The sequence below is a fragment of the Rhodobacteraceae bacterium IMCC1335 genome (assembly GCA_039640495.1).
Classification (GTDB): domain Bacteria; phylum Pseudomonadota; class Alphaproteobacteria; order Rhodobacterales; family Rhodobacteraceae; genus Thalassovivens.
On sequence record CP046864.1, the window covers coordinates 424,428 to 440,029 of the forward strand.

Annotated in this window: 15 protein-coding genes and 1 pseudogene; 4 read left to right on the forward strand and 12 right to left on the reverse strand. The window is 50.1% G+C overall.

Features of this window, described 5'->3' with window-relative positions:
* The gene (locus tag GN241_02040) at nt 1–927 is read left to right on the forward strand and encodes a tyrosine-type recombinase/integrase (protein ID XAT59148.1); all 927 of its coding nucleotides are present in this window, start codon (nt 1–3) and stop codon (nt 925–927) included.
* Between the two features lie 263 nt (nt 928–1,190).
* On the opposite strand, the gene GN241_02045 is transcribed toward GN241_02040, so the two are convergent.
* From GN241_02045 to GN241_02060, 4 genes are all read right to left on the reverse strand, one after another.
* On the reverse strand, nt 1,191–2,180 hold the full coding sequence (locus GN241_02045; GenBank protein XAT56244.1) for a hypothetical protein: 990 nt from the start codon (nt 2,178–2,180) through the stop codon (nt 1,191–1,193).
* A 383-nt stretch (nt 2,181–2,563) separates the two neighbouring features.
* Nucleotides 2,564–3,130, reverse strand: a complete 567-nt coding sequence (locus GN241_02050) for a tyrosine-type recombinase/integrase (protein ID XAT56245.1) — start codon at nt 3,128–3,130, stop codon at nt 2,564–2,566.
* A 186-nt stretch (nt 3,131–3,316) separates the two neighbouring features.
* Entirely contained in the window at nt 3,317–3,958 is a 642-nt protein-coding gene (locus GN241_02055; GenBank protein ID XAT56246.1) for an AAA family ATPase, read from the reverse strand.
* A gap of 69 nt (nt 3,959–4,027) precedes the next feature.
* On the reverse strand, nt 4,028–4,717 hold the full coding sequence (locus GN241_02060) for a hypothetical protein (GenBank protein ID XAT56247.1): 690 nt from the start codon (nt 4,715–4,717) through the stop codon (nt 4,028–4,030).
* A gap of 277 nt (nt 4,718–4,994) precedes the next feature.
* Here GN241_02060 and GN241_02065 point away from each other — a divergent pair, with 277 nt between their 5' ends.
* Nucleotides 4,995–5,798 (forward strand): hypothetical protein, encoded by an 804-nt coding sequence (locus GN241_02065; GenBank protein XAT56248.1) that lies wholly within the window; start codon nt 4,995–4,997, stop codon nt 5,796–5,798.
* Nucleotides 5,799–6,044: 246 nt separating this feature from the next.
* Here the strand turns inward: GN241_02065 and GN241_02070 are convergent, their stop codons facing one another.
* On the reverse strand, nt 6,045–6,377 hold the full coding sequence (locus tag GN241_02070) for a DUF3768 domain-containing protein (protein XAT56249.1): 333 nt from the start codon (nt 6,375–6,377) through the stop codon (nt 6,045–6,047).
* Between the two features lie 543 nt (nt 6,378–6,920).
* Nucleotides 6,921–7,562 (reverse strand): hypothetical protein, encoded by a 642-nt coding sequence (locus GN241_02075; GenBank protein XAT56250.1) that lies wholly within the window; start codon nt 7,560–7,562, stop codon nt 6,921–6,923.
* A gap of 149 nt (nt 7,563–7,711) precedes the next feature.
* Here GN241_02075 and GN241_02080 point away from each other — a divergent pair.
* Together GN241_02080 and GN241_02085 are read left to right on the forward strand one after the other, a co-directional pair.
* Nucleotides 7,712–7,909 (forward strand): annotated as a pseudogene (locus GN241_02080) (hypothetical protein).
* A 252-nt stretch (nt 7,910–8,161) separates the two neighbouring features.
* Nucleotides 8,162–8,527 (forward strand): hypothetical protein, encoded by a 366-nt coding sequence (locus GN241_02085; GenBank protein ID XAT56251.1) that lies wholly within the window; start codon nt 8,162–8,164, stop codon nt 8,525–8,527.
* A gap of 737 nt (nt 8,528–9,264) precedes the next feature.
* Here GN241_02085 and GN241_02090 read toward each other — a convergent pair.
* The 6 genes from GN241_02090 to GN241_02115 form a co-directional block, all read right to left on the reverse strand.
* On the reverse strand, nt 9,265–10,389 hold the full coding sequence (locus tag GN241_02090; protein XAT56252.1) for an amidohydrolase family protein: 1,125 nt from the start codon (nt 10,387–10,389) through the stop codon (nt 9,265–9,267).
* Complete coding sequence (locus GN241_02095) at nt 10,389–11,615, reverse strand: tagatose-6-phosphate kinase (GenBank protein XAT56253.1); 1,227 nt, start codon at nt 11,613–11,615, stop codon at nt 10,389–10,391. The genes GN241_02090 and GN241_02095 overlap by 1 nt, the downstream gene beginning before the upstream one ends.
* Nucleotides 11,608–12,510, reverse strand: a complete 903-nt coding sequence (locus GN241_02100; protein ID XAT56254.1) for an ROK family protein — start codon at nt 12,508–12,510, stop codon at nt 11,608–11,610. Before GN241_02100 ends, GN241_02095 begins: the two co-directional genes overlap by 8 nt.
* Nucleotides 12,507–13,559, reverse strand: coding sequence for an SIS domain-containing protein (locus tag GN241_02105; GenBank protein ID XAT56255.1), 1,053 nt, complete (start codon nt 13,557–13,559; stop codon nt 12,507–12,509). Before GN241_02105 ends, GN241_02100 begins: the two co-directional genes overlap by 4 nt.
* Entirely contained in the window at nt 13,556–14,560 is a 1,005-nt protein-coding gene (locus GN241_02110) for an SIS domain-containing protein (GenBank protein XAT56256.1), read from the reverse strand. The genes GN241_02105 and GN241_02110 overlap by 4 nt, the downstream gene beginning before the upstream one ends.
* 66 nt (nt 14,561–14,626) lie before the next feature.
* A complete protein-coding gene (locus GN241_02115; protein ID XAT56257.1) occupies nt 14,627–15,598 on the reverse strand; it encodes a hypothetical protein in 972 nt (323 codons plus the stop codon).
* Between the last annotated feature and the right edge of the window lie 4 nt (nt 15,599–15,602).

The following is a 15,602-nucleotide window of genomic DNA, read 5'->3' on the forward strand; positions in this document are numbered from 1 at the left end:
ATGCGCCATCTGCTGCGTGACTACATTCTTATTCTGGCAAACACGGGCATGCGGCATGGAACAGAAGCTAATAACCTGCGCTGGAAACACATCAGCCTCTTTGAAGACAAGGGCCTTAAATACCTGGAAATGAGTGTTTCGGGCAAAACAGGTCGCCGTGACATTATCTGTCGGGCAGGGACCATAAACTATCTCAAGCGCATTCAAAGCAGATGCCCCGATATTGCGCATTTGAGTTTTGAGCAACTGATTAAGTCAAAACGAGACGAGCCTGTCTTCCGACTGCCCGATGGGACTGCCAGCGCCAACTTGCGGCAGACGTTTAGGATCCTCATGAGGGATACTGGATTATTCACTTGTCCAAGAACAGGGCAGGATCGCACGCTATATAGCTTACGCCATACCTATGCTACATTCTCGCTTCTTAACGATGGCATGGACGTGCACACGCTTGCTGTACAAATGGGGACCTCTATTTTGATGATAGAGCGCCACTACAGTCATCTCACGCCCCGTCTAAAAAAAGAAATGCTCACGGGCAAGAGGTATGACACGCCATACGAAGAGTACAAAGCAGAGCGCGTGCAGGGCTTTTCAATATCAGATGATGATCTGCATAGTCCCGTGGGAGAAGTTATTGAAGAAAGTCTGCCAAACGAGCCAGAAGAGCAGCCTGAAAAAGCCATAACAGAGGAACTGCAGGTAAGTTCACACGACCAGCAGCCAATCGATAAAAAGACCGAAGCCAGTCTCAAGGCACTGGATATGCTCGACAAAGGGCTCCTGACTGAAAAGGCCACTCTAGCTGTGATTGGGACATATCAAGACGCCTACAGTGTTGCGCCAGACATACGCCTCAAAGCCCTTGAACTTGTTGAGCATGGTAAACTGTCAGAACGAGGGCTTATTGCTATTCTGGGCGTTTAAGCATTTTGTGAAGGGACCAACGCTTACAGCAGCTCCACCGCAGTGCTTAACTATAGAGAGTTTTTATCTATATATCTTGTTGTCGTAAGTATATCCGAATGACGAATGGATTACGGCCGTTGGCTGAACTATGCATGGATGTCTGCTATGCGGACAAAGCTGCCATTGCCCGGTTCAATTTGAATGTCCGCAATTGACTGCAGACATTCAGAACTTAGACGCTAGTTTGCCAGCGAATTTTTCAACGCATCAAGTAAAGAGCATTAGTTTTGCCGACTCTGCCAGTTGGGTAACGGATCAAATCCCAATTGCAGCAAGACATGCGGGACATCCACAAATACCCAGTTTTCGATAAGAAGGCTATCTTCCCGCCGCCACCAGTCACAGACCCGCATAAAGACCCTCTTATTTGTGGGACCTTGTCCCAAGAATGGTTTCACGTTGACACCAGTCAGGGATGGCCAACCTCCTGAACACGTGTAATTTCCTTCTCCATACCTTGTGAAATGCTTGGTCATTCCATTACCCTTGGATCCGCCAGACCATCCGTCAAACTGGGACTCAAACGGAACCTGAAAAGATGCAAATTCATCGATACCAACAAAGCTGCCAAATGCGCCTGGACCATACCACATCATGTTCTCGTGCCAGTAGGGCCGCCAAGCTTCATCCTTGGTCGCCAACCCAGCCAGCATATCTGTTACTATCTGATAACTGCGTTGGTCTTCGATAGGATCGGTAGCGTCTATGATGACGCCATCCCTGCTCGCCGGTCCTTGGATTAGCCCGGTGTGGCCGCGCGACATTCCCGGCCCCATCGACAATGGCCATTGATTGCAGGCGATCATCAATTCCGGAATGTCGAGGTAGATGTAGCTTTCGAGCACCTTGCCTTTCTCAACGCGGTGAAACTCACCATAGCGCAGATAGCTAAGCATGCCGGTTGCCTTGATGCCGATCCAGTCTTGGGCAAACCGTCCGACATAGTAGCCTGTAGAACTGATCCAGTCCTGTCCTTCAAATTGACCAGCCATGAAAATGTCGTTCCGTCTGTAAAGTCCATCAAACGACTTCTGTAACGGACGCATGAATTTGTTGAGATATGTGTCTGCCCCCTGCAGTTCGTTGAAAGGGTGAACAACATTGATGTTGGCGTCCGCGGCGAAGAACGCGGCAATTGCGCCGGAAAAATCATTTGGATGACTTAGGGCCTCTGCATACCGCAGATAGAGTGAACGGTCATGGGATGACATAATATTTCCTTTTGAATGCTTTGAAGTGGTGGGTCTAGTTACTTGTTACCCGGCCCCGCACGCATTCTAGCAAAAGGAATACGACCGGGACGTCTTGAGCGCACTGCAAGCAAACGCAGGGTTGCATTTTTCGCAGATGATCGCGCAGAAAGAAGACTCTTTAATCCCATAAGATGACAGTAACGCTTTAAACGTGGTTAACAAGAACTGATAAGCGGTACGTAATGCCGCTACCAAGATGATTGGTCTACTGCCAAGTCTAGGCTCTCCTGAGCGTACAGAATGATCAAAGCGGACCTTCGCGCAACCTAGAGTATCCGGCACTTTGGGCTCTAAGCCGCCATTCGCTGCACCTTGCCTGAAGGTCCGCTAAGGTCTGATTGCTAAAGCAGCTCCACTGCTTCGCTCAACTGGTCAGAGTTCACATCTATGTACCTCTGTGTTGTGGATATATGTGAATGCCCTGCAAGCGCCGCAAGCAATCGCACGCCTACACCCTTGTTTGCCAAACGGGTAATATATGTCCTGCGGCCTGAATGACTTGAGGCGTCCTTGAGGCCAATTGCTTTGTATATGTCCAAGAACAGCTGACACATTGTGTTGGCCGAGAAGTGACCGCCCTTTTGACTGGCAAACAGCGGACGCTGTGGATCTGCGAGGCGTATGTAGTCACCATACTCGCGGAGAGCCTTTCGCAAGCGCTGATTAAGATACACTGTGCGTGTTTGCCCACCTTTGCTCTGCTGTGCGCTTAAGATGAACTGTGTGCGAACAGCACCGTCTTCATCAAATATGTTGTCCACTGTGAGTGCTGCAATTTCCTTGGCTCGGAGCCCTGCGTAGAAGCTAACCAGTATAATGGTCTCATCACGAATTGGATGACGTCTGCTGCGGCAGTAATGTATAACCCTGCGCAGTTGAGCTTCATTTAGTGTTTGTGCCTGGCGCATTGCAAACTCCCCTCAAAACCTAACGTTGTGTTAGCTTTGAATATAAAGTCTGAGGTATTGGTCTTCCTACCGAAAAGACGCCTGGCCTGAAGCTTATATTTTTCAATGAGTTAAGCTAAAACCTCATACTATGTACGTTATATGAGGTTTTGGGCTGTGTGGTTGCGCTAAAGGTAATATCAGCGGTCAAAGCGTTGCAACTTTGCTGGCCATAACTGTCTCTTCGACGAGATCGATTAAATCGCGAGCACTGCCATTAAAGCTTTGCAACATTTGCGTCACATCCTGCTGTGTTGGATTTAGGCCTTCTGCCTGCAACATACTTAATACACGTGGCACCCAATCTGTTTTTGAGGGTGGATCTATATCCAGCACTCGAAAGCGTGACAGCATCGCACCCATCATTCTGTTTTTATGGTTGGTCGTTGCGACAAACCGGATCAGATGGCGTTTGGTATCCATGAACTCACGAAACTTTGGTTGCACACTGCGCAGATCCAGCTCGTCAATCTCATTAATGACAATCAGCGCTTTGTCTGAGTTGCCAAACATTTGATAGTTCACTTCGGCCATAATTTTATCTTCAAAGCTTTTACCGAGGCTTGCAGCATTGTGTTCCCAATGCATGTAGTGATCCTGCGCGCGCAGAAAATGACTTTGAGCTATCACGCGGGCTGCTTCTGTTTTTCCTGCGCCGGGTGGGCCAGCCAACAATAAAGGCTTAGCTGGTGGTTGCTCGCAATAAGATTTGATTACAGCCGCATTCAGCGGATTTGCAATTACCAAATCGGCAAAAGTCCGCGGTAAATGTTTGAGGTCAAATGACATCCTCAGATCCTTTCAGTGAAGTTGCAGATCTATGGGACAGCGCAATGCTGCCCCATAGGTTGGCAGAAATTAGCCATATACTTGGCTTGCAGCGCCGTTGGTGTAAGTGTTGTCACCTGAAGCCGATATCGTTGCTGTAGGGCTCACGCGGATCATCTTAGCGGCGAACTCCTTGACATCGCGTGCTCGTTTGGTTGCAAGATCGCTTGCATCAAGCTTGGCGAGGCTTTCTTGGGCGCGCTCATCAAGGTCCTTTCCGGAGGATACGAGTACAGCATCGATGATGCCGGCTTCATTGCAACCATACACAATAGTGCCGGTGCCGTTGTCATTGCAGCGCACCAGGGCAACTGCGTAGTCTTCCTCGTAGTCGGTGTTTGGCTGGATGAACGTTGGCAGATCAAACGTCGACACACCAACTTGAACCTCCTGCAGTCCTTCAAGGGCAAGCTTTTTGAAGTCTTCTTTAGACATAGAGCTTGATTTTGTAGTTGTAGACACACGGCGCACTTCTTCTATACCACCACATTCTTGCACATAACTGGTGAAGCTTTGATCAGGGCTCTTCATGTCATGAGCAATAGCAACCACGCGGGCGTAGGCCTCTTCACGGCGTCCTTGGCTTGCGAACACATAGCGGATCACTTTGAGCGCCAAACTGGTGTTGGCTTGTGTTTTTACTTCGAGGTCCGTTAGCAAAGCCGCAAACGCACGGCGCTTTCCAACTTCTGTTTTAAGCTCGGCATAGAGCGCGTACACGCTCTCTAGTATTGCGTAGAGCTCATCATTAGATGCGCGCAGCGTAACCTTCTTCCCAAGTAGCGCGTGCTGTGTGCATTGCGTCTAGCCGCTTGTGGATATCAATTTTAATTTGTGTTTGAACAGACATGGTTCTTCCGTTCAATTTGGGCCTGCAGGGTTGTGCAAACCGTTGAGTAAAAGCCCGCCGCCGATAAACATTGCCATCGGCAGGTGATGGGCCACAGCATTTAAGTGTCATGCTAATACTTGTATAGTTGAGCTATCGGGCTAGTTTTTGACTCCAAACGCAACAAATGGAGATGGAGTCATGCCTAAAGACTGGGCCTATGAAAACGCGGAGGCACTGAGCTTTGTTACAGCCCCGCCTAACAACGCAGAACTTGCGCACACTCGCTTCAAAGGCAGCCGAAACATGCCTTATAAAGATGCTGAGCCATATAAATCTTCTCTTTATTATTGGTGGTGGGCATTTTTGAAGCGCAACAAAGATTATAGGCAAACATGCCGGGAATGCGGCACAGGCAAACTCGCGCGTCTTTATCGAGACTTTGGAAACATCTTTGAAGGCACTTTTTTAGAATGGTGGAAGGGCCACAAGACACTGTTCGCAGAGCAGCGACATTTTAATACACACGGCGATAACGATCACGAAATAGTATATCATATTGACCCTTATCGCCCACTTCATCACATCCAAGAAGAGATCAAAGCACTTCACATGCGCGCGCACGCAATAATGCCTAGGTTGAGCTCTAGGTCCAACTCAACTGCTCAATATCCAATTTACACCAATGTCTCTGCGCATACGCTCCACCGCGTTTTGACCATATGGGATCTCAAACAAACTAACCCTGCACATCGAGCTTATGATCTGGGCATATTGGCAGGGCTACGCCCGAACTTGATGCCTCCGTCTAGGTACGGCGCCAAACGCACGCTAAAAGCCCTTGAGATTGAGCGGCACAACAAGCGCGCACGCATTAGCATATCCAATCAAACCAACCGATATTTGCGAACTGCGGCGCAATACATTGAGAATGTTGGGCTTGGTGAATTCCCTAAAGCGTTGCGCCGTTAATATTTTTATATTGATTTTATTGATTAATAATCCAAACACGCTGTTTGGAAACGCCATGTTTGAGTTTTTTGTCAAACACGCTGTTTGCAACAGGAGTGTTTGGTCACTTGCGAATAAACGCCGTGTTAACACGGCATGTTCAAACAGCGTGTTTGCTCCAAAATTTACCAGCTCGACAGTGTGACAGTGCTCACTTTGTTGAGGGCAGATTTACTGTGTTTGTGTTGAGATGGTCTGTGTTTGGCTTCAATATTCCTCCGCTAACATAATAGTGAGTATGCGTGTTGTGACAGCTGGATCACTAGGATCGGGTGAGTGCATCTGTAGATCAATGTCGTAGTAATCGATCTTCCAAAAGATTGTGCTTTCCCCAAATTGAATTGAGCCGAAGTCATGCTCGAAATATGGATCGTTGATGGGCGTGAAGTCTTTGTATTTACGTACCTTGTCCAGAATGTAGGCGACATCATCCTTGCCCAGCTCAGCAACGCCTTGAGTGATCACCACACGACACTCACCAAATGTTTGCCGTGCATGATCATTAAGTTCTGCTATTTTTGCCGTGGTAGCGTCAGGCATGTGCTGCAGCTTTGTCAGCACTTGGTTTGACTGCAGGTTTGCGGCCTGCCATTAGCTTGTCTCGTCGCGCTATGATGGGATCACGCTTCATACTGCGATCGACTGTTTTGAATGTTAATTTTGCCAAATGTGTCATCTGCGCATCTTGCTGTTTGGTTACAGCTAAAGCGTATGTTCAAGTTGATAATTGGACTACCGAAAATACAGTCAAGCATATGATTTTATGTAATAATATCTTATTGCAGGAGATGGTGTGAATAGGTGCAGGATCGATGCTATTTAATTGCATATGGTTAACCAGCGCATATACACCGACCCTACGCCCATAAAAAAAGCGTCTAACGGTTTGTTCCGCTGACGCTGTATATCATACTATGTGTGTTACGGCCTTTGTTCGATCATCTTCGTTTGAGCTTTGTAGATGTTCTGTGTTGTTTATTAACTGTAGTTTGAACAACTGCTCGTGAGCAAAGATGTGCCAAGACCTGCGCCTTTGGCATCTGCCGTGTTCAAACTGCTCAGGTGGTTGCTGCGCGAAGGGGCTTAGCCACGCTCCATCATCTGCAAATCACTGCATGCCTCATATGCTGCCTTTTGATCTTCTAATGCCTGTTGCGCTTGCCTAAGCCAGAGTGGGCTGGCTGCCCTTTGAATGCGTTGTGCCTGTTGTTGAGTATAGTGCTCATCCAATGCATGATCCGTGAGGTAATAGGACTGCTCTACAGTCCAACTGAGCTCGTCCAGAATAGTATCACTGCCCCTGCGCCAATACTCGTGTGTGACGTAGCTGGCCACTGCGGCACGGTCCTGCACTGGCATGATCCAGTTCTTAGCCAATGGCGCTGTTTGCGTATGGTGTTGCGCCCACACAGCGTTGAGTAAACAGCACATGCTCTCTGTGTTGTTCGGTGCGCTCTTCATTATAAAGTGAACGTGATAGTTCTCATGATCTGAGCCTTCGTGGGCAAAGCACCAGCGCGGCACGCGCATGTTCTGACGTTCAGCAGCTTTGCCAAAGAACATACGATCAATCCGGTTCCAGTAGCTGCGCAGGAGTTTATCAGCGCTGCTACGTCCAATGGTTCTGCCGTTCACAAACTTGAGTGTGCCGAACACATTCCAGTCTTGTGTCAGCAAGTGATCAATCAAAGCCTGTCGTTCTTGTTTGCGCTGTTCATATATCATGCTCGTCTCCGCATGTATTTATCAACGAGACAAGAAAACCCTGCAAAAACGGCTGTAACTTATGAACAGCGCAGCAAATGGCTCACAAACACCGCATCTTCGCTCAATCGAGATAAATACCAGTGCAAGCAGCGCATTGGAGGCAACATATGAGCATAAGATTACTAGAACACCTAAGAGACGAATTGATCGCCACTGGCATTGTGCAGAACACCCCAGAGTTTTGTCGCAGCTGGCTTGGGCGCAGTGAAGGATATATCCGTGTGCTGCGTTATAACCGCATTGATCCAAGTGTAGAGACGCTGGCGATTTGCTCTAACAAGCTAGGCCACTATGCAGCGCGTCTAAATGGCTCAGATGCTAACGATCATAAAGTGTGGGCACTTAAGTTGATCAACCTCAAAGCCCTATGTGACAGCGCCATTTCTAGGCAAGCTGAGGCTGTGTGGCGTGCACCAGAAAGGATGGCGCCATGAGTGCACATCCAAAATGGTTTATACAGCCTCAAAAATCTGCGCTGTGGTTTTTTACAGGCCAGTACTTAACAATCCGAGGTGGTCTTTTGCAGGCCCCAAGCGCGCGGGTTAGGGGGCACCGCTATGAATGATCGTGAAGAGCTGCGCCGCCTGATTGATGTTATTGAGAAAGGCTCTGGCAGTGGCAGTCTTGAGCAGGCCATTGATGACATCAAAACCTTTGCCAACACTGCAAGCTTTCTAGCCAACAAGCTGGATACACGGCTCAAAGGTGGTGAGGTCAAGGCAAAGAGTAAACCCAAATCGCGCATGGGAAAAGCAATAGCGTCAGTACCCAAGCCCAATATACAAAAGGCACCAAGTTCGAGGTCCGATCCGCTTTCGACAAATACATCTGGAATGCCAAAAGCGACCAGTATTGCAACATCACAGGCTGATTTTGAGAGGCTAAAACCACAAGCGTCACAGCCACCTGCTAAGGCAAGTTGATCGCAATAGTGTCTGTTGCCGTCTAGGCTGCTGTTTGCGGGCTCGAACTTAATCGTGCCGCTAAGTGTGGCAGCCTACGCGGGTTGGTGTATTGCGCAGGATTTAAGGGCACAAATGTATGGTTTTTGGTCAAAGAAGTGTGTTTGATTTTCTTGTGGAACTTTATGTCGACATGCATAGTTAGAATGGAATTAGGCAGATGAATAACAAAGAAACAGAAGAACTGATTTGTAATCAGTAGGTCCGCGATTTGAGTCCGTGTGGGGGGCACCATTTAAATCAATAACTTAAAAGATAAACATCTGAACCCATTATTGTTTTGGGTTACAAATGGGTTACAAAAAACATCTGTTTGACAGTAAATTAGGGTCTTTTTGGTACGACCAGGCAGGTCAAAACCCATATCTCATCGAAGACGGAAGCTACGTTTAGATTCGAACCTAAGGGGCAGTGCCCCATGAGTAGATATTTGATCGCTGAAAAGGGTTACTCCACCTAATCCTTACAGCAGAGATTCAGGACCATGGACCGGGGACTCCTATCCCAGGGCCCCACGTCTAGGACCACGGGCCTTTATTATTAGATTAGTAAATTCATTCGGGGGTGGTTTTGTTTGGTAACCGCATCTCTATTAAGCCACCAAGTACACGCTAAACCGTGCAATTGCTCTCGCTAAGTGGCGTCAATTATTGAGCGCGTAGATTTAGGCTGCGCAAGCAATCTGATGCTTGTTTTCATTAGTTTGACGGCTGCGATAGAGTCTGCCCTAGCGTTCCATCGACCTTGAGATCATCCGACAAAACCAAAACATCGCGCACGAGGCGACCGATCAGCTGCGCGAGGTTCGCTTGTCCCATAACAAGAGCGGGCACAGTAATCGCCATCCGCAAGGCCTGCGCCAGTGAAACATCTATTTCATGCACAAGTCGGGCGACGCCTTCGGCCTGAGTAACGTGGGCCCCTGCAAGGTGTCCTTCGGCATTGATAAGTCGCCCGTTTTCAAGGTGGATATTCTGACCATAAAGATCAAATAGCGCTGGCCCCCCAACGGTGGCCATCGCATCCGAAACCAGAAACATCAGGTCATCTTCAGGTCTCGCACGAAGTGCCAATTTAATCATCCGATCATCCACATGAAAGCCGTCACAAATAATGCCAGACCACACATGCGAATTGATAACAGCGCCAACAACGCCCGGTTCACGGCCGACCATTGGTGACATTGCATTGAACAGGTGAGTTGCACAACTTGCCCCTGCTGAAATCGCAGCCTCGGTATCTTCGCACGTTGCATCAGTATGACCAATGGAAACCACGGCCCCCATTCGGACCAGGGCGGCGATTTGATCGTGAGTGATGGCTTCGGGTGCAATGGTGATCATCACGGCAATATCGTGGCGGCGCAGTGCTTCAACGACATTTAGCGTGCGATCGTCCATGGGCCGGACGTGAATTGCATTATGTGTTCCACGTCGGGCAACAGAAATATGGGGGCCCTCGATATGCAGCCCGATGATGCCATCATCCCCTTTGGCGGCGATGGCAGCTTCGACGGCTTGGTCCAAAACAGCCCAGTGATCCGTTATGACGGTAGGCATGATGGCTACTGTTCCGAATATACGATGGGCCGCCGCAATATCCGCCATACCGCCCCGCGTCGGCGTAGTGTTGAGCATCACACCACCACCGCCGTTGACCTGCAAATCAACGAAACCAGGTGTCAGGCAACCTTTGATTCGCACCGCTGAGACCGGCGTTTTTGCAATCTCAGTGATCCGCCCGTCAACGATCCGTACCGCCTGCCCATACACGATATCTTGCCCGTCAAACAAGGAATTGGGGGCGATCCAGCAGTCAGTCATCAGATTTCCTCAAAGAAGTAAGGCTGCAATGCCAGTTCGATATGTGCATCTATCAACCTTTGAACTTGTGTACCGTTCAACATTTCTGCACGTTCTAGAATGTCTGCACTAAAAATTTTGGTTAAGCTTGCATCGGTTATTGTATTCGTAAAGCTCTGTTTTAAATCTGCAACTGCGGCCTGCGGGTCAGCATGAGGCCAATAGTATCTGATCCGGTCCGCCAACCCAAAATGACGCTGCTGATAAAGCGCGGCGGCATCGCCAGAATAGTGCCCCTGCCATTCTGCTGGGTCGGCTTGCATTACCTTCTCCATGACGGCTTGTAACCCGCCTTTTGGGTTGCGCAAACGGTCGAGCGCATATATCGCCTCGCGGTAGGCAAATGTTAGCGCGGGACCGACCTTCTGAAAGGCAAAACCAAGATCGGCCAGCCGAGGAAAAACGGCAGAGTCCTGATAGTCGGTTGAATGCGCCTCAAGGCAGACATGGGGATGATAGCGCAAAGCGTCTAACAAGTGTGGATCGCGCTCAATTGGCATCGGGTGTACTGCTGTTGGGCTGAACTCGAGCCCCGGCTGCACAACCAAGCCACCAATCAGCGTAGCCAGATCACCGAAAGCCGCATCGTGAGCCAACAATGTCGTGCGAGCCGCGTCGGGTTTCGTTGGGGGGATATCACCGTATTCATCCATGCGCGCGCCACCTGGTGGCGGGACTTCAGTGCCAACGACAAACAGCAGATCTTCCCCCGCTTCACGACACACCCGCGCCAATTGCGCAGAACGCTCCGCAGTAACGTCATCGCCTAGTTGCGCAGGATCCCCAGCGCAGCCTTCCGAACAATCAAGATGAATTTTTTGAAACCCCGCCGCAACGTAGTCACGCACCAAAACTTCGGCTTTGGCCATTGCGGCCTTAGCGTTCATATGGCGCCAAGCCTGTGGGCCAAGGTGATCGCCACCAAAAGTGATCCGCCCACGATCCACGCCCACATCATCGGACAGACCATGCAGATACCCGATGAATTTAGATGGCGTAATGCCAGTATAGCCGCCGTCCTGATTGACCTGATTGGACGTTGCCTCGATTACGACTTGGCGGTCCAACCGCTGTGCCATAACGATGGACGCGCGCAAAACATCTGGTTGCGCTGAACATACCGAGACAATCGCAACACGACGCCCAGCGCGGTTTCGAGCGATGATATTTCGCAATGCTTCAGTCATGGTGCGCCTGCCATGCGGCATAGGCGGCACCGCGTGCGCCGCTTGTGTCACCGCCTTGGGCCAATACAATTTCTGGAACGGCGAAATCACCGATCTGCGCGCGTCTGGCCGTCGCACTCAAATCCTCGACAAGACCGTCGATATGGGTCAACCCGCCGCCCAAAACGATCAGGTCCGGATCAGCAGTCAATGTCAGGGAATGCAGCAAGTCAGCGCCAAAGTCACACCAGACCTGCCAGACAGGGCCTGTATCGATGTCCCTGCGCGCGGCTATTTCAACGGTGGTCAGATCAGTACCCAAAATGTGTTTGGCCAATCGTGCAAGCCCGGGTCCCGCAATGTAGGTTTCGATACAACCCATTCGCCCGCAGCCACAACGCCAGATCGGAAGATCATGCTTTGCGACCAGATGTGCGGGCGCGGAAGTATGCCCGAACTCGCCTCCTGTATGGGTCGGCCCCTGCAATATCGAGCCATCAACAGCGATTCCTCCGCCCACACCCGTGCCTAAAACCAAAGCCATAACAGTATGACGGCCTTTGCCCCGCCCGAAAATAGCCTCAGACAATGCCAAGGCACGACAGTCATTCACATAGGTCACAGGTCGCTCAACAGTACGGGCAATATCGGCTGGAAACGGTTGTCCCGTCGCCACAAGATTGGCCGTCCGCGCAAGTCCGGTCTTGGGGTTCACAAGGCCAGCTGCGCCAATTCCGACGGGCAAAGTTCCGCTTGTTTGGGCATCGGCCCAACGGATCAAATCAGCCAACTCGGTTACCAGTTCTGCGTAGTCTTTTGGGGTATCACGCCGGCAGCGTGCCGCGACTGACCAAGTATCATCAAACACCTGTGCTTCCATCTTGGTTCCGCCAAGATCAATCCCGATCGCGTTCAAGATACCACCGGGTATAATTTTACGCCCGACACGACGCGGCTGAGTGTCGACTGTCCGCTAAAGGGGTCATCAACATTTAGACCAAGATTGTGAGACCAAACAACACCGCGCACCTGAGCGGACGCCACACATAACGGTGCTGCCCAAGCTGCCCCAAAAGGCATCGCAATATCGATGTCACCACCTGCGCCGATTGTTTCTACACTTGCTTGAGGGAACTGCGTTCGCAACTCAGCCGTGAGGTCTGCGTCGTAGCGTGATGTTGGTGTATTGGGGCTGGTGAAAACAGTAATATCAGTTCCATCAGTAACAAATGCTTTTGGCCCATGGCGAAATCCCAACGTGCTATCCCACAATGCGGGAATCCGCCCTGCGGACAATTCCATAACCTTCAGTGCCGCTTCGCGCGCTGCAAATGCCAAAGGGCCCGCCCCGACATACACAACCCGATCAGGGCGTGGGCCAGCAGCGAATTTAGATAACAAATCGTCTAGCTGTTTAGCCAAAGCGATCATACGGTTTGGTAAATTGCAAGGCGCATCGAACAACGCCAATGCTGTAAGTAACATGGTTGAAAAACTCGATGTCATAGCGAAACCTGCATCGTGGGTGGCATCGGGAAGCACAATAACTTGGGTCGGCGCACCTGACTTCCGTGTCGCCAAAGTACTATCTTTGTTGCAGGTGATGTTTATGCGTGGCGCGTGTGGGGCAAAGGCATCCAAAGCATCCAACGTACCGATGCTTTCAGTGCTATTCCCAGAACGTCCGAAGTTGACGACCAAAGGCTTTGCTCCAGATAAAAAATGCGACGGATTAGCCACGATATCCGTTGTTGGAACTGAGCGTGTGCATTTAACGGCCGCTGCAATGATATCGCCAATATAGGCACTTGTTCCTGCGCCGCAAAACCAGACCTCATCAAATGATTGCGCCGCAACCCATGCCCGAAGATCCGCAACATTAAGTTGTGCGCCCCATGCGCGCCAAATTGCAGGTTGGCTGTGAATTTCGCCCCAAGTGGCCCATTGATCAAGGTTTTGTGTCATCTGGTTTGCGTCACTTTTGAAAGGGTTTCCGGCACATCGGGGTCTAGCCCTAAAGCCAAAGCTGTGTCCAATATAACAGGATACATAGCGGCCAACAAAACCGCAGCGGCGGCGGCGGGTGCAATTTCATCACAACAAAATTCCGAAATACGGATGCGATGTACATCGCAATCCACCGCACTAAACCTCGCTTCAGCCTGATCTAGGCTGTCTTGGATTGCGGTCATATCTGTGTCCAGCATCAGCACCATCAAGGGGTTGGTCGCCAATTGGAGCGGACCATGCAAAACCTCAGAGCTAGAAAAGGCTTCGGCGTGCAGCGCGCAACATTCCTTGAGTTTTAACGCAACCTCTTGCGCGGCGCCATAGCCTGTATCTCGACCGATTACATAAATATGACGCGCACGCAGGAATGCCGATTGCAAGGCACATACGCGTGGATGCTGCACATAAAGATCTTTCAATTTATCAGCAGCATTCCTTGCTTTGAACGCATAACCGGGCTTCAATGCGCTCAGCAGCGCCATGCCAGCTCCAATAGATCCAATGACCGACTTGGTGGCTGGGACAGCCAATTCAGGTCCAGCGCAAACCGATAGGGTCATCTTCGATTCCAATTCAACCGAGCTGTCTCGTTGGTTGGTAATTGCCACCACTGTTGCCCCTTGAGCTGAAGCGCCCTTAGCGGACAGCACAAGATCGTCGCTGGCCCCTGATTGGCTGATCACCAAGACGGTAACCTCTTCAAGCGAAACTCCTGCTCCGATTGAGAAAATAGACGGCGGCAAGGATGTGACAGGAACCCCCAGTTCGCGCATGAATTCATAAGACAGTATGTTGGCCACAGCATCTGAAGATCCGCGCGCAATTGTAAAGATTGCACGTGGCTTGCCCAAAACATCATTGTTAACCTGCTGGGTCGCGGCCTGCGCGAAAACGCCCATGCTTTGGGCAGCTTCTGCCGTCATAAAACGGCCTGGTGCTGTGTTTTCTGGTGTCATGATTTAATCCGTATTGATCAATTTTAGGCCATGCTGAGACTGGTTCGTCTCTGTCTGACAACATCGTCAAGTGGGTTGAATTCGAGGGCATTGTATAATCACAACGGTCCTGTCATCAAAGAACTCGTCCTCGGTTCCCCCTTTTACAGTCGCGTATTCACTAATTCTGTGGAAATCCTGTCTATCCGATTCCTCAAAAGCCGCCTCCCAAGCCGCAACAGTTGGGTTGTCTGGTAATTTGGCGTACCCGTCGCTGAACACTTCGATGGTTTGCACGTCTTCTTTTGGTCGCCATGCGTCGACCCAATCACCAATTTGAGGCGTACCGTCAGCTAACACATCATAGCAAAGCGAATTGCCAACTTCATTTGCGAAACGATACTGCATACAGATTCCGGCGGTAAGAAAATCTCTCACAATAGCACCTTCGTTTTGAAGGCTCAGCCCCACGATGGTCTTGGTAATTATATTGTCTGCTAGTTCGCGGCCCATAATTCCTTTTTCCACCGCATCATCAAAACCCAGAAAAATAGCACGCCTAGCAGCCATTTCGGCAGAGTCTAAATCTGGCAGTCTCTTAGACTGGTCGCGGAAAAGGGCAACGCGAGCGAAAGTAGAGACATCATCAATTAGCTTTGTGTGCCTTAGTATCTCTGAACCATTGATCCTTATGCCACTGTCACCAAGACAGAAAAATCTCCAATTCTCGCCACAGTCGATAGCTAAAGCAAGTGTCGTCGCTGGAAGAGGTGAGACAGAATGTTTTTCAAAACTTTTTGCGTAGAGCGTGCTGAGTTTATTAACAAGTTCTCGAGCTGGCAGCTTCCGGTTCTCGGTAGGTGCTAGCAGTTGTGCCACGCATTCTGCGGCATTTAATGCGGCCATCCGACCTGCAGGCGTGCTGTTGATTAAAGTTCCTTTCGCGTCGGTCGCACCGTCGAACAGGCCTATTGCGATACCTGGTAAAATAAACGGCACGTCGTCGCCTTGGCGATCAACTGCTCGGTATTTGCAACGTGAAAATGCTTCAATATTCATGAGT